At 62.6% G+C, this 25,785-nt stretch carries 21 protein-coding genes; 16 read left to right on the plus strand and 5 right to left on the minus strand.

The genetic code is table 11. The features are described from left to right. Positions 1-47 precede the first annotated feature (47 nt). A complete protein-coding gene (locus tag JI59_RS21440) occupies positions 48-1,421 on the plus strand; it encodes a carbohydrate porin (protein ID WP_007014263.1) in 1,374 nt (457 codons plus the stop codon). A gap of 100 nt (positions 1,422-1,521) precedes the next feature. Here the strand turns inward: JI59_RS21440 and JI59_RS21445 are convergent, their stop codons facing one another. The 4 genes from JI59_RS21445 to JI59_RS21460 form a co-directional block, all read right to left on the minus strand. Then, positions 1,522-2,355, minus strand: a complete 834-nt coding sequence (locus JI59_RS21445; protein ID WP_202946097.1) for a shikimate dehydrogenase — start codon at positions 2,353-2,355, stop codon at positions 1,522-1,524. Between the two features lie 57 nt (positions 2,356-2,412). After that, positions 2,413-5,370 (minus strand): TonB-dependent receptor domain-containing protein, encoded by a 2,958-nt coding sequence (locus JI59_RS21450; RefSeq protein ID WP_238532585.1) that lies wholly within the window; start codon positions 5,368-5,370, stop codon positions 2,413-2,415. 77 nt (positions 5,371-5,447) lie between these two features. After that, entirely contained in the window at positions 5,448-6,689 is a 1,242-nt protein-coding gene (locus tag JI59_RS21455; RefSeq protein WP_007014260.1) for an MFS transporter, read from the minus strand. Between the two features lie 71 nt (positions 6,690-6,760). Beyond that, complete coding sequence (locus JI59_RS21460) at positions 6,761-7,408, minus strand: TetR/AcrR family transcriptional regulator (RefSeq protein WP_007014259.1); 648 nt, start codon at positions 7,406-7,408, stop codon at positions 6,761-6,763. A 222-nt stretch (positions 7,409-7,630) separates the two neighbouring features. Here JI59_RS21460 and JI59_RS21465 point away from each other — a divergent pair, with 222 nt between their 5' ends. Genes JI59_RS21465 through JI59_RS21480 form a run of 4 tightly spaced genes read left to right on the plus strand, consistent with a single transcriptional unit; the run spans position 7,631 to position 13,165 of the window. Next, a complete protein-coding gene (locus JI59_RS21465; RefSeq protein WP_039857753.1) occupies positions 7,631-9,493 on the plus strand; it encodes a bifunctional sugar phosphate isomerase/epimerase/4-hydroxyphenylpyruvate dioxygenase family protein in 1,863 nt (620 codons plus the stop codon). Between the two features lie 23 nt (positions 9,494-9,516). Then, entirely contained in the window at positions 9,517-10,509 is a 993-nt protein-coding gene (locus JI59_RS21470; RefSeq protein WP_007014257.1) for an alpha/beta hydrolase, read from the plus strand. Beyond that, positions 10,506-12,083 (plus strand): carboxylesterase/lipase family protein, encoded by a 1,578-nt coding sequence (locus JI59_RS21475; protein ID WP_007014256.1) that lies wholly within the window; start codon positions 10,506-10,508, stop codon positions 12,081-12,083. The genes JI59_RS21470 and JI59_RS21475 overlap by 4 nt, the downstream gene beginning before the upstream one ends. Then, positions 12,083-13,165 carry a hypothetical protein gene (locus JI59_RS21480; RefSeq protein ID WP_007014255.1) on the plus strand — a complete coding sequence of 361 codons (1,083 nt, stop codon included), beginning with the start codon at positions 12,083-12,085 and terminating at the stop codon, positions 13,163-13,165. Before JI59_RS21475 ends, JI59_RS21480 begins: the two co-directional genes overlap by 1 nt. Before the next feature lie 72 nt (positions 13,166-13,237). Here the strand turns inward: JI59_RS21480 and JI59_RS21485 are convergent, their stop codons facing one another. Beyond that, the gene (locus JI59_RS21485) at positions 13,238-14,176 is read right to left on the minus strand and encodes a LysR family transcriptional regulator (protein WP_007014254.1); all 939 of its coding nucleotides are present in this window, start codon (positions 14,174-14,176) and stop codon (positions 13,238-13,240) included. A 124-nt stretch (positions 14,177-14,300) separates the two neighbouring features. Between JI59_RS21485 and JI59_RS21490 the strand changes: the two genes are divergently transcribed. The 11 genes from JI59_RS21490 to JI59_RS21540 all read left to right on the plus strand — a co-directional run bounded on the left by JI59_RS21490 (position 14,301) and on the right by JI59_RS21540 (position 25,731). Then, positions 14,301-16,718, plus strand: coding sequence for a TonB-dependent receptor (locus JI59_RS21490; protein ID WP_007014253.1), 2,418 nt, complete (start codon positions 14,301-14,303; stop codon positions 16,716-16,718). After that, entirely contained in the window at positions 16,718-17,725 is a 1,008-nt protein-coding gene (locus tag JI59_RS21495) for an MBL fold metallo-hydrolase (RefSeq protein WP_007014252.1), read from the plus strand. The genes JI59_RS21490 and JI59_RS21495 overlap by 1 nt, the downstream gene beginning before the upstream one ends. A 26-nt stretch (positions 17,726-17,751) precedes the next feature. Then, entirely contained in the window at positions 17,752-18,867 is a 1,116-nt protein-coding gene (locus tag JI59_RS21500) for an FAD-dependent oxidoreductase (protein WP_007014251.1), read from the plus strand. 26 nt (positions 18,868-18,893) lie between these two features. Continuing rightward, positions 18,894-19,796 (plus strand): VOC family protein, encoded by a 903-nt coding sequence (locus tag JI59_RS21505; RefSeq protein WP_007014250.1) that lies wholly within the window; start codon positions 18,894-18,896, stop codon positions 19,794-19,796. Positions 19,797-19,799: 3 nt separating this feature from the next. Next, complete coding sequence (locus tag JI59_RS21510) at positions 19,800-20,957, plus strand: alpha/beta hydrolase family protein (protein ID WP_007014249.1); 1,158 nt, start codon at positions 19,800-19,802, stop codon at positions 20,955-20,957. 124 nt (positions 20,958-21,081) lie between these two features. Continuing rightward, complete coding sequence (locus tag JI59_RS21515) at positions 21,082-21,564, plus strand: hypothetical protein (RefSeq protein WP_007014248.1); 483 nt, start codon at positions 21,082-21,084, stop codon at positions 21,562-21,564. Next, positions 21,561-22,352 (plus strand): cyclase family protein, encoded by a 792-nt coding sequence (locus tag JI59_RS21520; protein WP_007014247.1) that lies wholly within the window; start codon positions 21,561-21,563, stop codon positions 22,350-22,352. Before JI59_RS21515 ends, JI59_RS21520 begins: the two co-directional genes overlap by 4 nt. Before the next feature lie 5 nt (positions 22,353-22,357). Then, positions 22,358-23,323 (plus strand): fumarylacetoacetate hydrolase family protein, encoded by a 966-nt coding sequence (locus JI59_RS21525; protein ID WP_007014246.1) that lies wholly within the window; start codon positions 22,358-22,360, stop codon positions 23,321-23,323. Positions 23,324-23,463: 140 nt separating this feature from the next. Then, positions 23,464-23,709, plus strand: a complete 246-nt coding sequence (locus tag JI59_RS21530; protein WP_007014245.1) for a hypothetical protein — start codon at positions 23,464-23,466, stop codon at positions 23,707-23,709. Positions 23,710-23,849: 140 nt separating this feature from the next. Further along, complete coding sequence (gene trxC / locus JI59_RS21535; protein ID WP_007014244.1) at positions 23,850-24,296, plus strand: thioredoxin TrxC; 447 nt, start codon at positions 23,850-23,852, stop codon at positions 24,294-24,296. A gap of 133 nt (positions 24,297-24,429) precedes the next feature. Then, the gene (locus JI59_RS21540; protein WP_007014243.1) at positions 24,430-25,731 is read left to right on the plus strand and encodes a sugar MFS transporter; all 1,302 of its coding nucleotides are present in this window, start codon (positions 24,430-24,432) and stop codon (positions 25,729-25,731) included. Positions 25,732-25,785 lie beyond the last annotated feature (54 nt).

The raw sequence follows: 25,785 nt of genomic DNA on the forward strand, positions 1-25,785 counted from the left end.
GGCCCCGAGACAACAAGAAGAAAAGAGCATCCGAAAAGGATAACCCAATGCCGTCATTATCGACCAAGCGCGCCGCCCTGGCAGGCGCAACCGCCCTCGCCTTGTCCATCGCCGCCGCACCGCTGGCCGCCCGGGCACAATCGCAGGACGAAGGGGAGCTGGACAACACAGCGCCCTCCGCGCGCCCTCCTGCGCAGCAACCGCAGCCCTTCCAGCCGCTCTCCGATCAAGGCATCACCCTGACGCTCAACTACACCGGCGAAGCGGCGGCCAATGTCAGCGGAGGTCTGCGCAAGGATGCCGCTTACGCCGGACAGGTCTATGCCGGGGTCGATTTCGACATGGACCGCATCGCCGGAATCGACGGCGGCACGCTCCATGTTGCCGTGACCAATCGTCATGGCAAAAGCCTTTCGGCGCTTGCGATCGGAAACAATACTTCGGTGCAGGAGATCTGGGGCACTCAGAACACCCATCTCGCGATCCTGACCTGGGAACAGCACCTGTTCGGAGACCGTCTCGTGGTCGAGGCTGGCCGCAGCCAGGCCAACATCCATTTCCTCAATTCGCCGCTCTACTGCCAGTTCCAGGGAAACTCGGGCTGCGGAAATCCGACATTCGTTTTCAAGAACAGCAATTTCACCTATTTCCCGGCGTCGAGCTGGATGATCCATGCCAAGGCGCAGCTTACGGACCATGTCTACGCGCATGTCGGGGCCTATGAAGTGAACCCCGACCGCAAGCAGGCAAGCGACCACGGCACCGATTTCGGCATCGGCAACGCGACCGGCGTCATCGTACCATGGGAATTGAGCTACGAAAGCGGCGAGGCGGCGCGGCTGCCGTTCCGCTACATCCTCGGCGGCTGGGTCGACAAGGGCGACTACGACGACCCGCTGCGCGACGACACAGGCGGCCTTGCCATCCTCAGCGGCAGACCGGCGCAGGTCCGCAATGGCCGCTCGGGCCTCTATTTCCGTTTCGAGCAGCAACTCACCCGCCCCGATCCGACATCGAAGCGTGGACTGAGCATCTACGGGGTTGCCATGACCAACCTGTCCGGCCGCGTCGAGGAAAGCCGCTTCTTCGATCTTGGCCTGGTCCAGACCGGAACCTTCCCGGGGCGCGGCGAGGACAGCGTAGGCTTCATGATCAGCGACCAGCGCTTCAGCAACCTGGCGATGCAACGCATGCAAGCCGCCGATCTGGCAGCGGGCGGCAGCGGCAATGTCTCGCGCCATCAGGTCATGATGGAACTGTCCTACAGCGCGCAGATCGGCGCCGCGATCCGCCTGTCACCCAATATCCAGTACATCCACAACCCGGATCGGACAGGCGATCCGTTTCGCGGCAGTCCGACGAAGGACGCGCTGATCTTCGGTGCCAAGTTCACGGTCGATGCCCTCAAGCTTGGCCTGTAAGCGCTATTCTGCAGATGCATCGCCGGACCGGAGGAAATAAAGGTCCAGCGATGCATCTGCCTTGGGACGACACAAGCCGCAACGCCAGGATACGCGCCGATCAGCCTGCTTCGAAACTCGCGCGCATACGCTTCTTGTCAGCCTTTTCGCCCGTGAAGATCTCAAAAGCCAGCGCCGCCTGGCCAATCACCATTCCGCTGCCGTCAAGAACCCTGCAGCCTTTTCCCTTCGCAATCCGCAGCATCTCGGTTTCGATGGGGAAATAGACGATGTCAGCGACCCAGTGGCGCGCTTCGATCAGTTCTGGGGCTATCGCGGAACGGGGATTGGCCGCCATGCCCATCGGCGTTGTGTTGACGATACCATCGACTTTCCCCGTATCGATCCCGTGAAGCTCGCGGGCCACAACTCTATCGGGACCATAGAATTCAGCCAGTCTTTGAGCGAGGACTTGCGCCCGCTGCAGATCGATATCGGCGATCTCGAGAATTCCGGTGCCCAGCGACAGCAAGGCATTGGCCACCGCCGAACCGGCGCCGCCCGCACCAAGCTGCAGAACGCGGGAAAGCGAAACGCCCGGGAGCCCTTCGCTGAAACCTTCCTGGAAGCCTGTCTTGTCCGTGTTATAGCCGATCAGCCGTCCTTCCCGCATCGCAACGGTATTCACAGCCCCGACCGTTTGCGCGCACTCAGCCAGCTCGTCCAGCAAAGGCATGACGGCCTGCTTGAACGGAAAGGTAACATTGACACCGGAATAGCCGTCCGCAGCAAGGCGGCGCAGCAGGGGGCCCAACTCGGCGTCGTCCAGCTGACGTTCGGTGAAATCGAACAGCTCGTAGCTGAGCGGAATTCCCTGCGCCCGCGCTTCGCCTTCATGCAGTCTCGGCGAGCTGGAAGACAGGATCGCTCGACCGACAAGACCGCATTTCAACATCGTCATTCCTTGCAAAGCCGGGGGCGCCATCGCGACGCCCCCTTGTGATTTCCGGTATTAGAACGTGACCCTTGCGCCCATGTAGAATGAACGACCGACCAGATCGTAAAGGGCAGGGTCGGTCGAAATCTGCGAGCTGGCGACATAGGGAAGCCCCTTATCGAACAGGTTGTTTACGCCCGCGCGGAATTCCAGGCGATTGTTCACCTTCACGTTCGCGAACATGTCCCAGAGGTTGTAGGACTTCACGCCTACCTGGACGTTGTTCGGCGTAAGGACGTAGCTGGTATCCTTGAGCGAGCCCTGATAGCGCCAGCGCAGACCCACGCCCAGGACGTCCGACTTGTAGCCGAAAGTCGTCAACGCCTTCCACTTCGGCGTCGCGCGCGGAGGAACGCTGTTGGGACCCGCGCCACCGTTGGAGATGCCGGTATAATCGAGGAACGGCGCCCCCGGCAGCAACTGCACCTTGTAATTGTGGAGCCAGCCGATGGCAGAGTCGACGTATAGCTTGCCCGATTCCGCCAGGAAGCCCGCCGGGACACCCCAGTGGATCTGGGCTTCAACGCCGTCGGTCTTCAATGCGCCCAGATTGAGATAAGGCGTCGAGATCTGCAGGATCTGCCCGGAGTTGTCCCGCGAGACCAGCTGGCAATACTCGTTGGAAGCACTGTAGCCCGGATTGCTGCCGTCCAGATTGAAGCACTTGGAAAGAACGGTAAGCCCGGGAACCGGCGAAATGACGTTCTTGATCTTGATGTTGTAGTAATCGACAGACACCGAGAAGTCGCCGAAGATGCCGCCGACGGCAGGCGAATTGAACACCGCGCCGACATTGAAGGTATTGGCGCTTTCGGGCGTCAGATCGAGATTGCCCGATGTTGCCTGGCCGGTGGCGGTGGTCGGGAACTGATAGCTTCCTATGGCCGCAGCCGGGACGCCCAGTGCGACGCACAGATCCGACACCTGCGCGCCGCTGGAACCGGTGCGGGCAGTCGAGCGCACGTCACAGGGGTCGCCAAGCCCGCCGGGAGGCGTGCCGATCACCAGCTGCGCGCCTTGCTGCGGCGAATAGAGTTCGCCGATATTGGGCGCACGCACCGCACGCTGGAAACCACCTCGGATGAGCAGTGACTCGATCGGGCGCCAGCGGGCATCGAACTCGTAGCTCTTGACCGACCCGGTCGATGAATAGTCGGAAATACGGCCTGCCGCACCGATCGCCAGCTCGCGAACGAAGGGCTTGTCCGAAATCAGCGGGATATCGACCTGCGCGGCGATTTCCTTGACCGAAATGCCGGTCTTGGCCAGCGGCTGCGTATTCACGACACCTTCGATGTTACCGCCGGGAGCAAAGCCGCTCAAGGCAGTCAGATCGGAGTCCGGAGAGAAAGAATAGGTATTCCTGCGATAGTTAGCCACCAGCGCGATCTGGGCCGGACCGGCGCCCAGGTCGAAGAGGCTGCCATTGAGCTGGCCCTGCACCTGCGTCTGGGTCAAATTCTCGACGCTGCGGGCATCCTTGGTGATGTAGGCTTGGCATTCAGCCGAGAGCGATCGGGCATTGGCATCGCCGAAGGGATTGAAGCCGCCTTCGCAGATCGAGGCCCCACCGTCTGCCGCGTTGAGCAAGGTCTGTACCCGCGACTTGAGCACGGCATTGTGCATGGTCTGATTGTGCTTTGATTCATCGTATGACGCATAGACGTCGAACGACCAGCCATCGACTATGCCGCCCCGCAGGCCCGCCATGTACTGCTGGACGATGAAATTCTCGTCCCAGTTCTTGTAAGGCACCCCAACGTAACGTCCGTTCCAGGCGATCGGCGCCGTCGCATCGGGCCGGGAGGCGAGGATCGTTGCAAGGTCAGTCGGAATGAAGGGATTGGTGACGGGAATGGAAGTCAGCGTGGGGAACTGGGTCAGACTTCCGCCGCTGGCTGTATTCACGGTCAAGTCGACATAGAGGAACTGGCCATATGCCGTGATATCGGGGGTCACCTCGTAATCGGCCTTGACGAACGCGGTCTTGCGCTTGAGCGAGTTCAGGACCTGCAATTGCTGGCCGACCGGCATTCTCACGTTGCCGCCGAACACGGCATAGCCATTGCCATCCGTGGGCCCGAGATAGTTCTGGCCACCATTCTGGACGAACAGGGTTCCGTTGTCGTTGTATCCCAGACGATCCAGGGGGTTGATCGTTCCGGTAACGCCATATCCGCTGAAAATAGCGTTCACAACACCGGCATCGGGCGCATTCGTCGCGCTGGGAATGAAGGTACCATAGCCAAGGAAGGACGAAGGCACCTTGTCGTGGAAGAATTCACGTTCGCTGCCCTGGATCGGATCCTGCTTGGTATAGCTGAAGGCCGCAAGTACGCTGCCACGACCTTGCGCGAACTTGCTGCCGAAGGCCAGGGACGTATTGAACTTGGCGCCATCGCCGCGTTCGCTGATATTGTATTGGGAATCGACCTTGACGCCCTCGAAGCCCTGGAGCGTCTTGAAGTTGACCACACCGGACATGGCATCCGAACCGTAGACGGCCGAGGCGCCGCCGGTAATTACGTCGATCCCGCCGATAATCGATTCAGGAATGATGTTCGTATCGACGTTGCCGGAGATGTCGGATAGCGGCAGGCGCTTGCCATCGAGCAGCACGAGATTGCGGTTCGATCCCAGCCCGTGGAGATTGATGGTGGCGCGCCCGCCCGTGCCCTGTCCGCCGGTTGCAGCGTTACCCGAGGTCGTGAAGCTCGGAAACTGGTTCAGGGCATCGTTGAGGTTGACGTTACCCGATTCCTTGATGGTTTCGGTGCCCACAGTGACGATCGGGCTGACGGCGGTATTGTTCGGCCTGCGAATAAGCGAGCCGGTTACGATAATCTCATCGGCGTAGTTTTGATCGTCCGCTTCCTGCGCATCAGCAGCCTGGGACCATGCCGGTGTAGACAAGGCGACGCTCACCGAGAGCAAGGACGCCGAAATCGCTAGACGCGAGCCAATCATTCGCATGTTCATCCTCCCATGCCGGTATTCTGCCCGGCTTCCGGGAATCACATTTATGGTACGAACTAGTTCCTGTCAATTTCTTAGTGGCGCTTGGCCCGCGAAAATCGACTGACAGCCAATACACACGCCGAACACGCCAGCAGCGGCACGCAATAGCTTGCGAACAGGACGGGCAGAGATACTTGCGCAGCAAGGAGATAGCCGCCGAGCAGAGGGCCGATAATCGCCCCGCTGCGGCCGATGCCGATCGCCCAGCCAATACCCGTTGCGCGAAATTCTCCCGGATAGACCGATGCGGCGAGCGGCCACACGCCATTATAGCCGCCCTGGAGCAGGACTCCGATGAGAAAGGCGACGAAAAGCGTCATTGCCACCGACATTTCGATGGATCCGAATATCAGCATCGCCACGCCCGCACCCAGCAGCATGATGGGGACGAGCCTTCCCAGAGGCACCCGAACTGCAAGAACGCTCATCGCGCTGGTCCCGACGAATGCCCCCAGGTTGTAAAGCGCGCCGGCATAGATGCCGTTCGTCTCCGAGAGCCCGGCCTCGATGGAGAGCTTGGGTATCCAGCTCACGATAAAATAGAGGACCATCAGGCCGGAAAAAACCGCACCCCAGAGCGCGAGGGTCCGCATGCGGAAGGCGGGCTGGAACAAGGCCGCCACGCGGTTGCCGGCCGGGACGCCGCCGGATCTGGCGACAACATCCTCATCGAGCAGCCGGAAAGCCATCGGCAAGAGTACAAGGGTGAGAACGCCCGCTCCGGCGAGGATATGCTGCCAGTCCATGATCGGGAGCAGCTGCGCAACGACCAGGCCCGTAAATACAGCTGCGAAGGGATAGCCTGCCTGGACAATGCCTACGGCGAGGTTGGCATGGTGTGCAGGTGCCCGCTCGGCCGCGAGTGCTGCCATCGAGGCAAGAACCGTGCCGATCCCTGCCCCCACGATCACGCGCAGTACGAGCAGTTCGACAACCTGACTGACTAGCCCGCTTGCCAGCATTCCGCCTGACATGAGGCCCAGTGCAATGAGGATGATACGGCGGCGTCCGAAGCGGTCGGCCATGGGTGCGATGCCCATTCCGCCGATGGCCATGCCCAGCAACCCGGCGCTGAACAGATTGCCCATGACATCGGCGCCGATCTTCCAGTCATCCTGAATCCGCGGCGCGATGAAGGAAAGGATCGTCACGTCGATCCCGTCGGCCATGTTGATCGCGAAACACAGAGCCACGATCGAAAAGGCATGTAATGTCCAGCGATCCGGGAGCGCACCGGGCGCGCCTGTCGGCGCTGGGATGGGGCTTGCAACCATTGTCCTCTCCAAAAACCTGGCCTGAAGTTTGCGTGAGGACGCCGGCGATTGGCCTGTAAGGCCGGCCTCCATCAGTCCTTGCGCGTCACCCAGGCAATAATGATGTCCGCAACCTGGCTCGCCCGGCGATCGACGGCTTCGGGGCTCGACATGTCGACACCGAAGTTGTGCGAGAAGGTGAACTGGTTGGAGACGTTGTAGAAACTCAGGGCGGTCATGTTCATGTGCAGCTCGATGGGATCGAGACCGGGACGGAATGAACCCTCCGCTTCTCCGCGTGCGATGATCGCGGCGAGGATCTCGATGACCCGTCGATTGCCCGTGGGCAGATCTTCGATCTGCTTCAGATGTTCGGCGCGATGGATGTTCTCGTTCATCACCAGCCGCACCAATTCGGGGTGCTGCGAGTGGTATCTCACGTCATGTTCGATAAGACGGCGCAGCGCGTCGACGGCGCTTCCGGCCTCGATGTCCACCCCGCTCTCGCTGTCGCGAACACGGCGGTATGCGCGCTCCAGCACGGCGCGGTAAAGCTCGTCCTTGCCGCCGAAATAATAGTAGATCTTGCGCTTGGTGGCCTTGCCCGCGATCTCATCGATCCGTGCCCCGGCCAGCCCCTTCTCGACGAATTCCTCAGTCGCGATGTCGATAATCTGGTTGATTGCCTGTTCGCGTGCTTCGGCGTGCGAACGGCGCGCAGGCTTGGCAGGCTTTGTCACCGATAGGACTCCTTCAACTACCCCGAGGCGCGCAGGATCGCGCGCGTTCGCACGATCGTTAGCGGCAAAAGTGCCCAGCGTCTTCAGGGTAGCTACCAACCCACTCTCCGATTTTTATGGAACGAACTAGTTCCTAACATTTGTCCTTTTGTCAATCGGGAACTGGTGTTAGAAGCCAGTTGGACCGGACGGACGAGTCCGGCATCTGATGAGGATGTGGGCATGAAAACCTCAATCGCGACCGTTTCCATCAGCGGTTCGCTCGATGCCAAATTGCTGGCCATTGCCAACGCCGGATTTACCGGTGCGGAGATTTTCGAGAACGATCTGCTTTCCTCGCACCTCTCCGCACGCGAGATCGCCGGACTGATGTGCGACCTTGGCCTGGCATGCACGATGTTCCAGCCCTTTCGCGACCTTGAAGGGCTGCCGCAGGACCAACGTCGGCGCGCTTTCGACCGTCTTGAACGCAAGTTCGACGTTATGGAGGAACTCGGAACCGACCTGCTCCTTGTCTGTTCAAGCTGCTCTCCACTTGCTTCTGGAGATCGCGGCCAGATCCTGGCCGACCTCAACGAAGCCGGTGAGCGCGCTGCGGCGCGCGGGCTCAGGATCGGCTACGAAGCGCTGGCCTGGGGCAAGCACGTCAACGATCATCGCGATGCATGGGCGCTTGTCCGTGACGTCGATCACCCTGCACTCGGCCTTGTCCTGGACAGCTTTCATTCGCTCTCCCGGCAGATCCCCTCGAGCAGTATCGGCGATATTCGCCCCGAAAAGCTGTTCATAGTCCAGGTCGCGGATGCGCCCGTCCTCGACATGGACCTGCTCAGCTGGAGCCGGCACTTCCGCTGCATGCCGGGACAAGGCGATTTCCCGCTGGACGACTGGGCCGATGCGATCAGACGGATCGGCTACCAGGGCTACTGGAGCCTCGAGATCTTCAATGACCGGTTCCGTGCCGGATCGGCAAGCGGCGTAGCCCTGGACGGCTATCGCTCACTACGCCTTCTCGAAGGGGGCATTGGGCGCCCCTCCAATTCCAGTTCGGCCCTGCCGCCGCGGGTCGGATCGCGCGGGGTCGAATTCATCGAGTTTGCCGCAAGCCACAAGGAAGCCGAAGCGCTTGGGGCGATGCTTCGACCTCTCGGCTTTCGCCCCGTCGCCCGCCATCGCAACAAGGATGTGACTCGCTGGAACCAGGGCGAGATCAATCTCGTCATCAATTGCGAGCCGGAAGGACTCGCCCACAGTCACGACATCGTCCACGGCGCATCTGTTTGCGCCATCGGCCTTGCCGTAGACGATGTAGGCGCCGCTCTCGAGCGGGCCGATCTGATGCGCGTACGGCGCTTCGAACAAGCCATAGCTCCCGACGAATGGCCGATTCCCAGCGTGCGCGGGATCGGCGGGAGCCTGCTCTACTTTGTCGATGCGGGCACGCGGGACGCCATGTGGGCGCATGAATTCCCCCATCCGCTGGAAACGAGCGAACCGGATCCCGCACTGTCGAGGGTCGATCACATCGCCCAAACCATGCAGTTCGAGGAGTTTCTGAGCTGGCTCCTGTTTTATGTCGGCCTGCTCGACGTCGCCAAGACACCCCAGGTGGAGATTGCCGATCCCATGGGCCTGGTGCAAAGTCAGGCCGTCGAAACGCCCGACGGATCGGTTCGCTTCACGCTTAACGGCTCGCTCGCCCATCAGTCGCTCACATCGCGCTTCGTTCACAATTATTTCGGCGCAGGCGTGCAGCACATCGCCTTTGCCTGCACCGACATTTTTGCGGCCGCGCGCGCTGCGATCGATGCGGGGCTTCCGCGCCTTTCGATCCCGGACAATTATTACGACGATCTCGCCACGCGCTGGGATCTCGATCCAGAGCTGATCGAGCGCATGTCCGAACTCGACATCCTCTACGATCGCGACGCCGACGGCGAATATTTCCAGTTCTACTCGCGCGCCTTCGCGCGGCGGATCTTCTTCGAACTCGTCGAACGGCGCCACTATGCCGGATACGGTGCCGTCAATGCCCCCATCAGACTGGCCGCTCAGGCCGCACACAAACCTGAATTTCTAGACTGAAACCCGACTGGGAGAGGATCAATATGAAGTTTCGCACCCGCGGCCTCGTCGCCGCGACAGCCATCGTGTTCGCCGCACAGGCAGGCCATGCCGCAAGCGCCAAGGATCGCGAGTTTCCTGTCGCCGACGCCCCCGTTCTGGAAGATCGCTTCCCAGTCCAGCCCGTTGCCTTTCCCGGCGGCGTCAAAGCCTATCGCGACGTTGCCTATCAGCAGCTTCCCGGCTTCACGCCGCAGATTGTCGACATCTATGTCCCAGCGTCCAAGGGTCCGCACCCGCTGGTCATGTACATTCACGGCGGAGGATGGGTCAGCGGTCACACCCGCCATTCGGGCGCCATGGCCGATTTTCCGGCCGCGCTGGCCAGCCTCGCATCCGAAGGTTTCGTCGTTGCGAGCCTCGAATACAGACTCTCGGGCGAAGCGAAATTCCCCGCGCAGTTCCAGGACGCAAAGGCTGCCTTGCGCTTCCTGCGCAAGAATGCGGAAAAGTACGGCATCGACCCCAAGCGCGTCGGCGTTTGGGGAGGATCGGCCGGCGGTCATCTGACCGCGCTGACCTCGCTGGCCTGCCACGAGACCACGCTTGACCCGGCATCGACCGAAGATGGCTGCGTCCAGGCCGCCGTCACCTGGTACGGCGTATTCGATTTTGCCGCCATTGCCGCATCGCGCACCGGCGGAGCCGACGATGCCGTCGCCAAGCTGCTCGACTGCGACGGGCCCTGTTCCAACGAGAAATACGCAGCCGCCAGCCCGGTGACATACATCGACTCCAAGGACCCGCCATTCCTTCTCATTCACGGCGAAGAGGACAAGGTTGTTCCGGTTGCACAGTCGCACCTTGCCGAAACGCGCCTGCGCGAGGCCGGCGTGCCGGTCACGGCCATCTACATCCCGGGCGTCGATCACAGCTTCATCGGCCATACCCCTGCCGAAACGCGCGCTGCGACCCTCAAGGCCACCAATGCGACTTTCGACTTCTTCCACGAAAAGCTGGGAGTTGCCCGCAAATGATTCGTTTTGCACTGTCCCTTCTGCTGGCGATAGGCGCTCCGCTTGCCGCGGTGCAGGCCGAGCCTGTCAAGGTCGAGGGCGGCCTGATCGAGGGCCGCTCGCTTGCTTCGGGCGTGGACGCGTGGTTGGGCGTTCCGTTTGCCGCGCCGCCTTTGCGCGAACTTCGCTGGCAGCCGCCACAGCCAGTCACGCCCTGGCAGGGCGTGTTCCATGCCGACCGCTATGCACCGGAGTGCCTGCAGCCCCTGCGCAGTCCGCGCCAGAACCACTATTTCGGCAACGAGGCAACGAGCGAGGACTGCCTCTACCTCAACATCTGGGCTCCCAAGGGCGAGCGGAACAAACTGCCCGTCGTCGTGTGGATCTACGGCGGCGGCTTCAACATCGGTTCGGCCAGCATGGCAAACTATTCGGGCGAGCCACTTGCCGAAGCTGGCGTAATCCGCGTCAATGTTGCCTATCGTGTCGGCCCCCTCGGCTTTCTCGCTCACCCCGAACTGTCGCGCGAATCCGGATACAATGGCTCGGGCAACTATGGCCTCATGGACCAGATCGCCGCCCTGCAGTGGGTGAAGCGCAACATTGCCGGCTTCGGAGGCGATCCGGACAACGTCACTATCGTCGGCCAGTCGGCTGGCTCGATGTCCGTCGCGCTTCTCCAGGCAAGCCCGCTGGCCAAGGGCCTTTTCCAGCGTGTCGTCGGGATGAGCGGAAGTCCGTTCGGCGGGATGCTGGGCCCGGTGCCGCTGGACAACGCAGAAGCGCAGGGCCTTGCCTTGCAAAAGGAACTGGACGCCACATCGCTCGCCGACATGCGCGCCATACCAGGCGATGTTCTCACCGCAGCGAAAACCCCGCGCAGTCCCATCGTTCTCGATGGCCACGTATTGACCGGCACGGCCGAGGAAACATTCGCTGCACGCCGCCAGAACGACGTGCCGCTCCTGATCGGGTTCACGCGTGATGAGAGCTTTCTACCTTTCGGCCCGATAACCACGGTAAGCGAACTCACCGATGCTGTCCGTGCGCGCTACCCGCGCAATGCGGACCGCATTCTTGCCGCCTATCCGGGCTCCGACCCTGCTCGCCGAGCGGCGGACATCGCCAGGGACGCAACCCTGGGCCTGCAGATGGCTCAATGGGCCAATGCCCAGAGCACCTATGGCAGCGCTCCTGCCTATGCCTATCTGTTCACCCGCCGCCAGCCTTATGCGCCGGGGATTACCTTCAGCGACCATGACCCGGCAACTGTCGGCGCTTATCACTCCGGCGACGTGCCCTATTGGCTGCGCACCCGCGATTCCCTGAACCTGTTCCGCCAGACCCGCATCTGGGAGCCAGGCGACGTCAACCTCGAAACGGAGATGTCCGACGCACTCCTTGCATTCGCTCGGACCGGCGTTCCGGCAAGCCCAGCCCTTGGCCGCTGGCCCGCATTTTCGCCGTCACATCCCCGGATGGTGCGACTGGGCCTTGAAACGGAAATCATCGACTGGCCGCATTATGCTGCCTTGCCGCTGCTCTCCGATCCCGCCGTTCAGGCGCGCACCGGCGGCAGCAGGCCGCGCGACTGATGAGGCGCACCGCCCTTGCATTGTTCTCGGCAATCGCTCTGGGCGGTGCTGCTGCGCCGCCGGGTCCGCAGACCTGCCGACCCGACGGGGACCTGGACTACATTTGCGGCCCGGAACGCCCTGAAGATCTCCTGGCCATTCCCGGGACGAAGTGGATCGTTGCAAGCGGCTTCGCTCCGGGGGCAGGTCTCAAGCTGGTCGATGCGCCCGCGCGGACATATGAAAAGTGGTACAAGGCAAGTGCTTCGCAGATCGCGTGGGACAAGAAACACTTCCCGAATTGTCCGGCTCCGCTGGACGCGTCGCTTTTCAACGCGCGCGGGCTATCCTTGCGCCGCATCGCAGCCGACACCTGGCAATTGCTCGTCGTGAACCACGGCGGGCGCGAGTCAGTGGAAGCATTCAAAATCGTCACGGGACCGCGCAAGCCTGGGCTGACCTGGATCGGATGCCAGCCCCTGCCCGCCGATCAAGTGGGCAATGCCACGGCGAGCTTCGAAGACGGAACCATACTTGTTACCGTTCTGACGCGGCCGGGGACGACGATCGGTGACTTCATGCTCGGTCGCAAGACTGGAGCGGTGTGGCAATGGCGCCGCGGGGAGCGCGATTTCGTCGAAATGGAAGGCACCCAGCTTCCAGGCAACAATGGCCTGGAAGTCGATCCCGACGGCAATCGCTTCTACGTTGTCGGCTTTGGCTTGCACGGTGTTGCCATTTACGACCGGCGCAACACGGTCCGTCCGCTGGAAGTGATCGCCGCACCTGACTTCATGCCGGACAACATTCACTGGAGCGAAGGAGAACTGATCCTTGCCGGCATGAGGCTGGACGAGCCTGCCTGCTCGGGACTGCGCAAGGTGAACGAAGGCAAGGCCGATCCCATGCTGTGCCACAGAGGCTGGGTCGTCGGTCGACTGGACCTTGCAGCCCATCGTATCGCCACCGTCGCTTACGGAACTCCGCAAGCCGGTTTCAACGGCCTCTCTTCCGCCACCGGATGGAATGGTCAGCTCTGGCTGGGCTCCTATCAGTCAGACCGGATCGCGATCGTTCGCCGAGCCGATCCAACGCCTCCGTGATCGCACGCCGCCGGCCTGCATTCCCGCGACCCTGAGCAGCACAGCGCCCCACCCCCAAGATCGGAGTGAGCCCTAAGTCACGGGCCGTTCAATCTCAGCTTGCCCGTCCGCCGCGGATTCGTGCACGGCGGCGAGCAGGCGATCCTTCAGCCACAATATGCCCGCATCGGTCGAACGGGCGGCGTGATGCTGGATCATTTCGCGCATCAACGGCATGTCGAAAGGGACGGGCCGGGTTTCCAGCGGAAGCAGCGGCGCATATACGCGTGCCAGGCGTTCATGCATCAGCGCCAGCAAGTTCGTGCCTGGTAGAAACCATGGCACCAGCGTGAAGGAGGGCACTGTCACCTCGACCCGGCGCTGATCGTCGAATTCCATCATGTGACGCTCGGCGAAGGTCGGCACGCCCGTAATTCGCACCGCGATATGCCCGCAGGAATGAAACGCATCCAGCGTCATCTCCTTTTCGAATACAGGATTGCCCGACCACCCGATTACCACATGGCGTTCCTCGAAAAGTAGTTCCCTGGGATGGTCGGGATCGAGAAACTGTTCAGGCGTAATCTGAAAATCGAGCTTGCCGTCATCGAGAAGCGCGCTCGTCTCTCGGGTCGGCAGCACGATGTTGACTTCGACGCCGGGCGCCTCGGCCTTGAGGCGCGGCAGGAGCGGACCAAGCAGCACGGTCGTGATGTAGTCCGACGCCGCAATCTCGAAGCGGCGATCCGACGTCAATGGATCGAATGCCCTGGCCCCCGAGATCAGGGCGCGCAGATTGCGCACCGCTTCCGCAACCGCGGGCGCCAGCGCCAAGGCATGGGGCGTGGCGATCATGCGCCGCCCGTGCGGCACGAGCAACTCGTCATTGAGAGCGACCCGCAAGCGGCCGAGGGCAGCGCTCATGGCCGACTGCGTCAGGTTGAGCCTTTGCGCGGCGCGCGTCACATTCCGCTCCTCCAGCAAGAGCTCCAGAGCAATCAGGAGGTTGAGGTCGAATCTGTCGAGCCGCATTAGCATCAATCCTATTTATGGCTTCCTACAAAAACAAAAAATTTGATAAGTAGCAAGCCGTGAGACATTCGCTCTACCCAGCGGACGGGAAATTTCCGGGCCACGAAATCTTAGGGAGAGCACCATGCGATACCATCTTCTTGTCGGAACGGCGCTTGCCGTGGCCCTGTCCACCGGCCAGGCCTATGCCCAGGATCAATCACCAGCGCAGGATGCAGCGGCGCAGAGCGGTGCAGACGCCGTCGGCGAACAGCCCGCTGGACTGACCGAAATCGTCGTGACCGCGCAGCGCAAGGTCGAAAGCTCGCAGCGCGCCGGTCTCGCCATCGACGTCGTAAGCAGCGACGAGCTGACGCGCACGGGCCTGACCAATTCGGCTGGCCTCGGCAAGCTTGTACCCGCCCTGAGCGTGCAGCAGAATGGCGGCGCCAACACCATCATCTTCCTGCGCGGTGTCGGCAACTTCACGGTCAACGGCTATTCCGACCCGGCCATCGCATTCGGCTATGACGGTGTGTACCTGGGTCGCCCCACTTCGACCTCCGGCATGTTCTACGATCTTGACCGGATCGAGGTCCTGAAAGGACCGCAGGGCACGCTCTACGGCCGCAACGCCACCGGCGGCGCCGTCAACGTCCTCCCGGCAAAACCGAAGCCGGGCGAGTTCAGCGGCTTCGCCAATGCAAGCTACGGCAATTACGATGCACTGAGCCTGCAGGGCGCCATCAACATTCCGGTTGGCGAATACGGGGCGCTGCGCGTTTCGGGCAATCTCACCCAGCACGACGGCTATCTCTCGGACGGAACTTCGGACGACAAGTCCAGGGCGCTTCGCGTTCAGTACCTCGCAGAGTTGACGCCCGATCTCACCGTCCGCGTCGGCGGCGATTACTCCTTCACTGGCGGCAAGGGCGCAGGCTCGTCCTACCAGGGACATTACGTCTACAATCCCGTGGCTGGCGCCTACTCGTTCGTGCCCTCGGGCCTCTCTAAATCGACCGGCCTGCTCGATCCGGCTGCGCAGGCCTACCGCCAGACGCTGTTCCTTGGCCTTTCAGGGCGCACTGCCGATCCGCTCGATCCGGACCTGTACCAGAACAATCGCTTCTACGGCGCCAACGCGGAAATCACCTGGAAGACGGACGCTGGCACGCTGACCGTGCTTCCGGCCTGGCGCTATTCGCAACTCGACAACAAGTTCGCAGCGCCCGCCTTCATCGGCTTCATCCAGGAGAAGGACGAACAGTTCAGCCTGGAAGCACGCTTCGCCGGCGAACGCCAGGGCATCTTCGACTACATCCTCGGCGCTTACCTGTTCGACGAGAAGGTCGACGGGAACTACACTTTCGCGCAGCAGGCGCTCAACGCCTACCAGGAGTTCAAGTCGGACACCCGGTCCTACGCGCTGTTCGGTCGCCTCACCGCGAATCTCAACGATCGTCTGCGCCTGATCGGCGGCCTGCGCTGGACGCGTGATGAAAAGAAGTTCGACGGCGTTGCCGACGTCTTCCTCGTGAAGTGCACGCAGACCGTCAACTTCAGGCCGAGCTGCCCCACCGCCACGCTGCTGCCGGTCGGAGACAGCTTCACGCAGTTGCAGGCTCCGTTCATCGTGCCGCCCGTGGGCGGTGCCACGCCGATCGGCACCTCGGGCGCGCTCCTCATCCACACGCAGACGGCCGTGCAGGAACCGCTCAATACTTCGAAGTTCACATGGCGAGCAGGCTTCGAATTCGATGTCGCTCCGCGCTCGCTGTTCTACGGCAGCGTCGAGACGGGCTACCGTTCGGGCGGCTTCTCGCTGTCCCAGGGCTATGAGACTTTCGATCCCGAATACATCACGGCCTACACCCTTGGCATCAAGAACCGCTTCTTCGGCAACCGTCTTCAGCTCAATCTCGAGACGTTCTACTGGAAGTACCGCGACCAGCAGGTGAACCACACCGGTGTCGACCTGGCGGGCAACCAGGGCCAGTTCACCGAAAACGCGGGCCGCTCGACCATCAAGGGGGCCGAAGTCGAAGCGCAGTTCCTGGCCACGCCGACCACGCTGCTTTCGGCGCAGGTCCAGTACCTCGACGCGCGATACAAGGATTTCGCCTACAATCAGCCGACGGGCGCAACCCCGCCGCTGACCGGATGCCCTTATGCGCTCAGCACCACGAACGCGGGCCAGTATGAAATCGACTGCTCCGGTCGCCGTGCGTACCAGTCGCCGAAATGGACTCTCAATCTGGGAGCGAAGCAGACTGTCGAGCTGGATGGCTACAAGATCGTGCTTGCGGGCGATACGCAGTTCAAGACCGGTCGCTATATCGGGTTCGAATATCTTGCCGTTCAAAGGGTAGGTAGCACCTGGACCAGCAATGCGGACATCACGTTCTCTCCCGATGATGATCGCTGGTCGATCGGCGCCTTTGTCCGCAACATCGAGAATAACCGGATCGCCACGGCAGGCCCGACGTACAACGCCGCATCGGCAGCATTGGTCGTCACCTCCCCGCCGCGCACTTACGGTATTCGCGCAGGGATGAAGTTCTGATGCGTTCTGCTCTCCTCGTATTTGCCCTGATGTCCACCGCGCTTTCGGTTCCGGCTTTCGCCGGAACCGGGGCTCCGGAAGGATCGCCTGCGCCGTCTGCGGCATCGCCCGCCATGACGACGAACTGGATCACGCTCGGCACCATGGGGGGGCCAATCGCTTCGCCGGAACGCAGCCAACCCGCCAACCTCCTTGTTCGCGGCCGGGATGCCTACCTGGTAGATTGCGGTGACGGCACGGTCGAGCAATTGGCGCATACGAAAATCCGCCTTCAACAGGTCCGGGCTATCGTTCTGAGCCACCTGCACTTCGATCATACCGCCGGCATCGCGGCCGTTCTCGGCTTGCGCTTCCAGACCAATATCGCCGACAAGCTGACGATCTACGGCCCGCCGGGAACCAAGGCACTGATCGATGGCCTGATCGCTTCGATGGCCCCCGCCATAGAGGCCGGTTACGGCCTTCCCGATGCGCAAGTCGCCAGTCCCAGTGACACGGTCGAGGTCGTCGAGTTGACCGATCGCTCGCAATTCCGGCTCGGAGACATTGCCGCCACGGCACGGCAGAACACCCACTACTCCTTTGACCCGGGCAGTGAGGCTGACAAACACTTCAAATCGCTGGCCTTCCGATTCGATGCGCCGGGACGCAGCATCGTCTATACCGGCGACACCGGTCCCAGCCCCGCAGTCGAGCAACTGGCTGCAGGTGCAGACCTGCTCGTCTCAGAGATGATCGATGTGGATCGAACGCTCGATAACGTCCGGCGCAATACACCCAATGCTGCCGGCGACGCGCTCTCCGGTATAGCCGAGCACCTGTCCCGCCACCACCTCACCCCAGAACAGGTCGGAGAGCTGGCCCGGAAGGCTGGCGTCAAGTCCGTGGTCGTCACGCACATGGTCGCACCGATGGCATCGGCCGGCGACCGGCTGGAATACATCGCGCGGATCGGTTCGGTCTATCATGGCCCAGCTGCGATTGCTGCCGATCTTGATACGTTTTAATCCGCGCGATTGAGAAGGATGGTTAGATGAAGTACCTGAACACGCTGATCATTGGCGGCGGGATCGGCGGTCTCTCCGCTGCGATCGCGCTACGCCGCGCCGGCCACCGCGTGACGGTAATCGAGAAGGATCCGACGTGGTCGGTTTACGGTGTCGGCATCATCCAGCAGTCGAACGTCGTGCGCGCGATGGATCAGCTGGGCGTGCTCGATGCCTTCCTCGACGCAGCCTGCGGCTTCGACGCGATTGAGATCTACATCCCCGACGGCACGTGCGTGGCGCGGGTTCCCGCCCCTGCTCTGGTAGAGGGCAAGCCCGCCAATGTCGGCATCGGCCGGCGCGCGTTGCAGAAGGTGCTTGGCGACAGCGCGAAGGATCTGGGCGCCGAAGTCCGCCTCGGCGTTACCGCCGAGCGTTTTGACGATGACGGCGAGGGCGTGAACGTTACGTTCTCCGATGGCCGCGAGGAACGCTTCGACATCGTGGTAGGCGCGGACGGCGTCTATTCGCAGACCCGCCAGGCGATCCTGCCCGATGCCGAGAAGCCGCAATTCACGGGGCAAGCGGTGTGGCGCTACAACTTCCCGCGTCCCGCAGAGCTCGACGCGCTGCACGTATACAACGGTCCGATCGGCGCAGGCCTCGTGCCGATGTCCGAAGACCTCATGTACATGTACGTGACCACGCCTGAACCGGACAATCCGCGGTATCCCACCGAAGGGATTGCCGCGGCCATGCGATCCAAGCTCACCGGAGCAGCGCCGCAGATCCGTGCGCTGGCCGAGCAGATCACCGAAGACGAGGGCGTCGTCTACCGTCCGCTCGAGGGCCTGATGCTGTACGGAGCCTGGAACAAGGGCCGCATCGTGCTGCTGGGCGATGCCGTCCATGCGACCACGCCGCACCTGGGCCAGGGCGCAGGAATGGCGATCGAGGACGCGATCGTGCTCGCCGAGGAACTGACCCGCGGCGAGACGCCCGAGGCGGCGTTCGAGGCCTATCGCGACCGCCGCTTCGAGCGCTGCCGCTACATCGTCGAGAAGTCGCTCGAAATCTGCCACGGCCAGATCGGCAAGGGGCCACCGGTCGACAACCACGAAGCCACTGCGGAAATGTTCGCGGTGGTATCGCAGCCCATTTGAACAGTTCACGATCAAGGACGAAACCCATGAGCCGAGTAACCGAGATCCGCTATGTTGGATATGGCGTCGAGGACTTCGATGCCGAGCGCGCCTTCTACAAGGACGACTGGGGCCTTGTCGAAGTCGAGGCGAACGAGGACACCGCCTGGTTCAAGACCCAGGGCCATGACGAGCACCACGTGGTGCGCCTGCACAAGTCGGATGCCAACCACATCGAGGTGATCGCCTTTGCCGCCGACAGCCGCGGCGACGTCGATGCTCTGTTCGGCAAGATCGAGGCGGCGGGCTGCAAGGTCGTGTTCGCGCCCAGGGAGCTGGACGCGCCTGGCGGCGGCTACGGCTTCCGCTTCTTCAGCCCCGACGGCCTGCCCTTCGAGATCTCGGCCGATGTCGCGAAGCTCGAGGCCCGCGAACTTGAGCGCTGGGAAGGCGTGCCGCTCAAGATCAGCCACATCGTCATGCACTCGCCCGACCACCAGGCACTGGTGAAGTTCTTCACCGATGTGCTGGGCTTCCGGATCTCCGACTGGCTCGGCGACTTCATGTGCTTCCTGCGCTGCAACGAGGCGCACCACCGCGTCGCCATCCTGCCCGGACCGCCGTGCCTCAACCACGTCGCCTACGACATGCTGAGCATCGATGACATGTTCCGCGGCGCGCACCGCCTCAAGCAGCACGGCACCGACATCCGCTGGGGACCGGGTCGTCATACCGCGGGCAACAACACCTTCAGCTACTTCGTCACCCCGGGCGGCTTTACCGTGGAATACACCTCCGAACTGGAAGTGGTCGACTTCGAGACCCACGAGTACAAGGTGCACGCGCCTGCGCCGATGGTCATGGACCAGTGGGGTATGGGTACCGGCGGCCCGCAGACGATGCCGCACCCAGCCCCCGATGCGCGCCTGTTCCAGGCATCGGAGCTCTGATCGATGGCACTCTTCGAATACTTCCCGAACTACATCTGGAACCTGTCGGTCTCGATCGCGATGGAATCGGGCGCGCAGCTCGGTGAGATCATCGACATGTGCAAGCCGATCAAGGACGCGGCCGATGCCGGCGCCGACGCGGGCACACCGGCCTTCATGAAGCAGTGGGCGGCAATGGGCGACAAGCTCATCGAGCTGGCCGCCGAGGACGAGGCCAAGGGGCGCCTGTTCTCCGCCTCGAACAAGCTGGAGCGGGCCTCGCTCTACCTGATCACGGCCGAGCGCATGCAGGGACATGGCCATCCCGGGCGCAAGGAGACTTACGCCAGGGCCCGCGCGGCCTTCGACAAGTCGACGCAGATCGGCCGGATCAACCGCGAACGCGTCGAGATCCCGCTGGACAAGGGCACCATGCCGGCGCTGTTCACCCGCGCACCGGGTGAAGGCCGCAAGCCGGTAGTGGTCTTCTGCAACGGCCTCGATAGCTGCAAGGAGCTGCTTTACTGGACGCGCCTGCCCGAGGAGCTCGCCCGCCGCGGCATCTCCACGCTGTGCGTCGACCAGCCCGGTTCTGGCGAGGCGCTGCGCCTGCAGGACCTGCCGGTCGATCCGCATTCGGAAAGCTGGGCGAGCAAGGCGGTCGACTGGCTCGAGCAGCAGGACAACGTCGATCCCAAGGCGATCGGCATGACCGGCATCTCGCTGGGCGGCCACTTCGCGCCGCGCGCGGTTGCCTACGAGCCGCGCTTTGCCTCGGGCGCGGTCTGGGGTGCGAACCACAACTGGCGCGAAGTGCAGGACAAGCGCATGCAGCGCGAGGGCGAGAACCCGGTCCCGCACTACTGGGCCCACGTTCACTGGGCATTCGGGGCCAAGGACCAGGACGACTTCCTTGCCAGGTCGGAGGCCATGAACCTCAACGGCCACATGGACGCGATCAAGGTGCCCTTCCTGGTGACCCACGGCGCCAACGACCGCCAGATCAGCCCGAAGTACGCCGACGACCTCTACGACCAGCTGGTCAACTCGCCGCGCCGCGAGAAAGTGATCTTCACCGACCGCGAAGGCGGCGTCGAGCACGTCGGCGCCGACAACATGGCCTATGGACGCGATCTCATCTCCGACTGGTTCGCCGAAACCCTCGGCGGCAAGACCGCCTGAACCTCTGCCCGGAATGGCTGCCTCAGGGTCCGCGCGTTACGCAACGATCCGGAGGCGGCCGTTCCGGCAAACCCGAACGAAGACAGCTGGCCACGAGACCAAAGACCCACATGAGCATGAAGAGATGAACGCGAGCGCCCATATCCGAAGGGAAACCGCAGTCAGCGGGGTCATCAATTTGATCCTGTCGCTGCTCTTCTTTCTCCTGACATTCGGTACTTCCGGCCCGGTCGAAGTATGGGGCCCGGGTCAGTGGGTGTTCGACTTCGTGCCTCAAAGCTTCATGATCGCGCTGATGAGCACCATCGTCCCCGGCGCCATTACCCTCAAGAAGCTCAAGCGCGGCGATCTCGCGCCGTTGGCCGGGTCTTCCAGGCTGCCTCGCAACCTCTTCGCCCGGGCCTTCGTACTGGCTGCAATGAGCGCCCTGGCCGGTACCGCCATGATAGCGATGCTTATGCTATTCGTTTCGATATCGGTCCTGCCATTCTGGTTCGCGCTCGCGGCCAAGCTTCTTTACGGTCTGGGCCTGGCTCTCATCATCACGCCTCTTGGACTGAAGGCGGCGCTCGAAGCGCCACACCCAAGCGAAGGAAGAATTCTATGACCCGCCGCTTCGTCGACCTGTCGATCGTGCTGTGCAACGATGTCATCAGCGACCCGCCATTCCTGAAGCCGGAAATCACTTACCAGAACCATGGCGAGACAATGCCGGAGCTGGATCACTTCTTCCCCGGCGTGACGGCCGAGCAGACGCCGGACGCCGCCGGCTTCGCGGCATCGGAGTGGGTCAAGCTGACCACGCACAGCGGAACCCACCTCGATGCGCCCTATCACTTCCACCCCACCATGAACGGCAAGGACGGCAAACCCGAACGGTCGATCACGATCGACGAGGTACCCCTTGAATGGTGCTTTCAGCCCGGCGTGAAGCTGGATTTCCGGCACTTCGAGGACGGCTATGTCGTCACCGCCAAGGATGTCGAGGATGAACTGGCCCGCATCGGCCATGAGCTCAAGCCGCTGGAAATCGTACTGGTCAACACCGCTGCGGGCAAAGCGCTGGGTCGCCCCGATTTCGTCAACGTGGGTTGCGGCATGGGCTATGATGCCACGATGTATCTGACCGAGCGCGGCGTGCGCGTGACCGGCACCGATGCCTGGTCATGGGACGCGCCGTTCAGCTACACCGCCGAGAAGGTCAAGGAAACGGGCGACACGTCTCTCATCTGGGAAGGTCACAAGGCGGGCCGCGACATCGGCTACTGCCACCTCGAAAAGATGCACAACCTCGAAGCACTCCCCGCTGACGGCTTCATCGTCAGCTGCTTCCCGCACAAGATCAAGGGCGCGTCCGCGGGCTGGACCCGCGCCGTAGCCATCTTCGAGGACTGATCGCCATGCGTCTTGCCACGATTACCGGCGCCGCGCCCGACGGAACCCTTGTCGTCGTCTCGCAGGACGGGCGCCGGATGCTTGCCGCCGGTCCGCAGATACCGAACCTGCTTGGCGCCGTTGAGCGCTGGGATGCGGTCCAGCCGCAACTTGCCGCCATTGCGCAGCGCCTCGAAGCCGGTGAGGGCGAGCCAATCGATCCCGCGGCCTTGCGCGCACCGCTGCCGCGTTCGTGGCAGTGGCTCGACGGATCGGCTTTCGGCACTCACGGCGAACTGATGCAGATCGCCTTCAAGCTGCCGCCGATCGAGTCCGACAGGCCGCTCATGTACCAGGGCCTGTCCGACCGCTTCTATGGCCCGACCGATCCGGTTCCCTTCCCCGATCCGGCGGACGGCATCGACTTCGAAGGCGAATTCGGCGTGATCGTCGATGCCGTGCCGATGGGCACTACGCCCGAAGATGCGATGAAGCACATCCGGCTTGTCGTGCAGATCAACGACTGGTCGCTGCGCACGATCGCGCCGGTCGAGATGAAGACCGGCTTCGGCTGGGTCCAGGCCAAACCCGCCTGCTCTATGGCCCCCTTCGCGGTAACGCCCGAGGCACTCGGCGATGCGTGGAAAGACGGCCGTGTGTGCCTCGATCTCGTTATCGAATGGAATGGCAAGGCCTTCGGTCACGCCAATGGCGGGGCAATGGACTTCGGCTTCCACGAACTGGTCGCCCATGCCGCGCGGACCCGCGACCTTGTCGCCGGGACCGTGATCGGCTCGGGAACGGTGTCCAACGCCAACTACGCCGAAGTAGGATCGAGCTGCATAAGCGAAGTGCGCGCCATCGAGATGATCGCCGACGGCAAGCCGTCGACGCCTTTCATGGGCTATGGCGACACGATCCGCATGGAAGCGCGCAATGCCCATGGCTCGGCGCCCTTCGGCACCATCGACCAGCGGGTCGTATCGCGCTGACGCGTGTTCTTGCGCGCTGCCTGGCCCGTCGAATGAGCGGGCCGCGGGGCCAACCAGCCCAGTGTGCCGGAAGGCGGCCTCTGCAACCAGAGGCCGCCTTCTGCGTTTCTAGACGATACGCTTTACAAGGAGCACGGGGCATGGCCTTAGAATGTATCGCTTATCGCGATTCCAAGGGAGGACTGCACGCCAGTCTGGAAAAAGCCACTCTCGAGGATCTCGCAGCCGTTTTGGGACGGGTCGGTGACGAAGGCGGCATGACGGCCGGTGTGGCCAAGCTGATCTTCGAAAAGCGCGACGAAATCGAACGGGTTTTTGCCGAACACGATCAACTGGCCCCGGACGAGGGGCGCAAGGCATCGGTGGAGCGGCTACACGCAGCCTGACAACCCGCGCCCCCCGCCCGGCGCAAGTTTCCGGGCTGCAGCTGGCACGCCTCCCCGGATCGAGCAGCGGCAAAAAAGGGCTTGTCACGAAGGTCTTGTGCTGGCTTGGTGCCGCGAGAATTTCGGCACGGAGAGACGCGATGACCACAGGCGATGCCCGGATCATCATCTGCCCGGCTTGTACGACGGCCAACCGCGTGCCGGCGGACAAGCTGGTTGCGAAGGGCAAATGCGGCAAATGCGGATCCGCCCTTTTCACAGGCGCGCCGCTTACCCTGACGACTGCCAACTTCGATGCCCATGCCGCGCGTAGCGACATTCCCTTGCTGATCGACTTCTGGGCATCATGGTGTGGGCCCTGCCGGCAGATGGCCCCCGCTTTCACTGCCGCGGCGCAGCAGCTGGAACCGCAGGTCCGGCTCGGCAAGCTCGATACCGAAGCGGAGCGCGCGATTGCCTCGCGCTATTCCATCCAGTCGATCCCCACCCTTGCGCTGATTCACAAGGGCCGCGAAGTCGCACGGCAGGCCGGAGCCATGCCGACAGGTGCCATTGTCGCTTGGACGAGGCGGGCAATCGGCGGATAATTCGAATTCTCGAGGCAATCGTTAGCCCAGTTTGCTTGCAAGCCGCCGATCAGGGCGACTAGATGCTGCCTCGGCTCAGAACCCGATGATTTGCCACTGGGTTCTATTTTCTAAGTTCGGAGAAGGATGATCCATGGCACTGGCACCGGGTGCGGCAAGCAGCACTGACCCTCAGGTCGGCGACGAGGGCACCAGCCCGCACATCGATGCGCCCGAACTGCGCCTGTTCGTCATGGCGCTGTTCTTCATCTTCGGCGGGATCACGTCGCTCAACGACGTGCTGATCCCGAAACTGAAAGAACTCTTCACGCTCAACTACATGCAGGCGATGCTGGTGCAGACTGCATTCTTCGCCGCATACGCCATCATCTCGATCCCAGGCGCAGCCCTGGTAAAGCGCGTGGGCTACATGCGCGGCGCGGCGATCGGCCTCGTGACCATGATGGCTGGCTGCCTGCTGTTCATCCCGGCTTCGGCAAGCGCCACCTTCGGCGTGTTCCTTTTCGCCCTCTTCGTTCTTGCCGGCGGCGTCACGATCATCCAGGTCGTCGCCAACCCGCTGATCTCCTTGCTGGGCCCGGTCAAGACCACCCATTCGCGCCTGACATTCGCCCAAGCCTTCAACTCGCTTGGCACGACGATCTTTCCCTATGTCGGGACGATCATCATGCTGGGCAGCCTGGCCGCAGTCAGCGCCGCCGACTTGTCGGGTGCCGAGTTGGCCGCCTATCGCGTTGCGGAAACTGCAGCGATCGAGCGCGCCTACCTTGGCCTCGCCCTGGCGCTTGCCGTCATCGCCGGCGTCGTGTGGTTCAACCGCAACCGCCTGAAGGGTGAGAAGCACGACGGGGGATCGATCCTCAAGAGCTTCGATCTCATGCGCCGGCTGCGCTTCGGCTTCGGTGCAAGCTGCATCTTCCTCTACGTCGGTGCAGAAGTCGCGATCGGGTCCTTCATCGTCAATTACATGATGCAGGAAAACGTACTGGGTCTGACCGAACCGTCCGCGGGCAAGCTTATCCCCTTCTACTGGGGCGGCGCTCTGGTCGGTCGCTTCATCGGCTCGGCCCTGCTGCGCATGATCAACCCCGGCAAGATCCTCGCTTTCAACGCAGCCTGCGCGATCGGCCTGATCCTGCTTTCCACGCACACCACCGGCGTGGTCTCGGGCTACTCCTACCTCGCCATCGGCCTGATGAACTCGATCATGTTCCCCACCATCTTCAGCCTTGCCTGCGAAGGTCTGGGCAAGCGGGCCGCGGACGGTTCGGGCGTGATCTGCGTGATGATCGTGGGCGGCGCGGTAATCCCCCCGCTGACCGGCCATCTCGCCGACGTCACCGGCAGCCTCGAGCTGGCGCTTGGCTTGCCCGCCCTGTGCTATGCCGTCATCGCCCTTTTCGGCTGGTTCGCGAGGAAACCCCTCGCGGCCTGACGAACAGCATTCCCGGACAACATCCGGGCTCGGCGCGTCGGCATATTGTGATGG

Origin of the sequence: Novosphingobium pentaromativorans US6-1, assembly GCF_000767465.1 — a bacterium.
GTDB lineage: Bacteria > Pseudomonadota > Alphaproteobacteria > Sphingomonadales > Sphingomonadaceae > Novosphingobium > Novosphingobium pentaromativorans.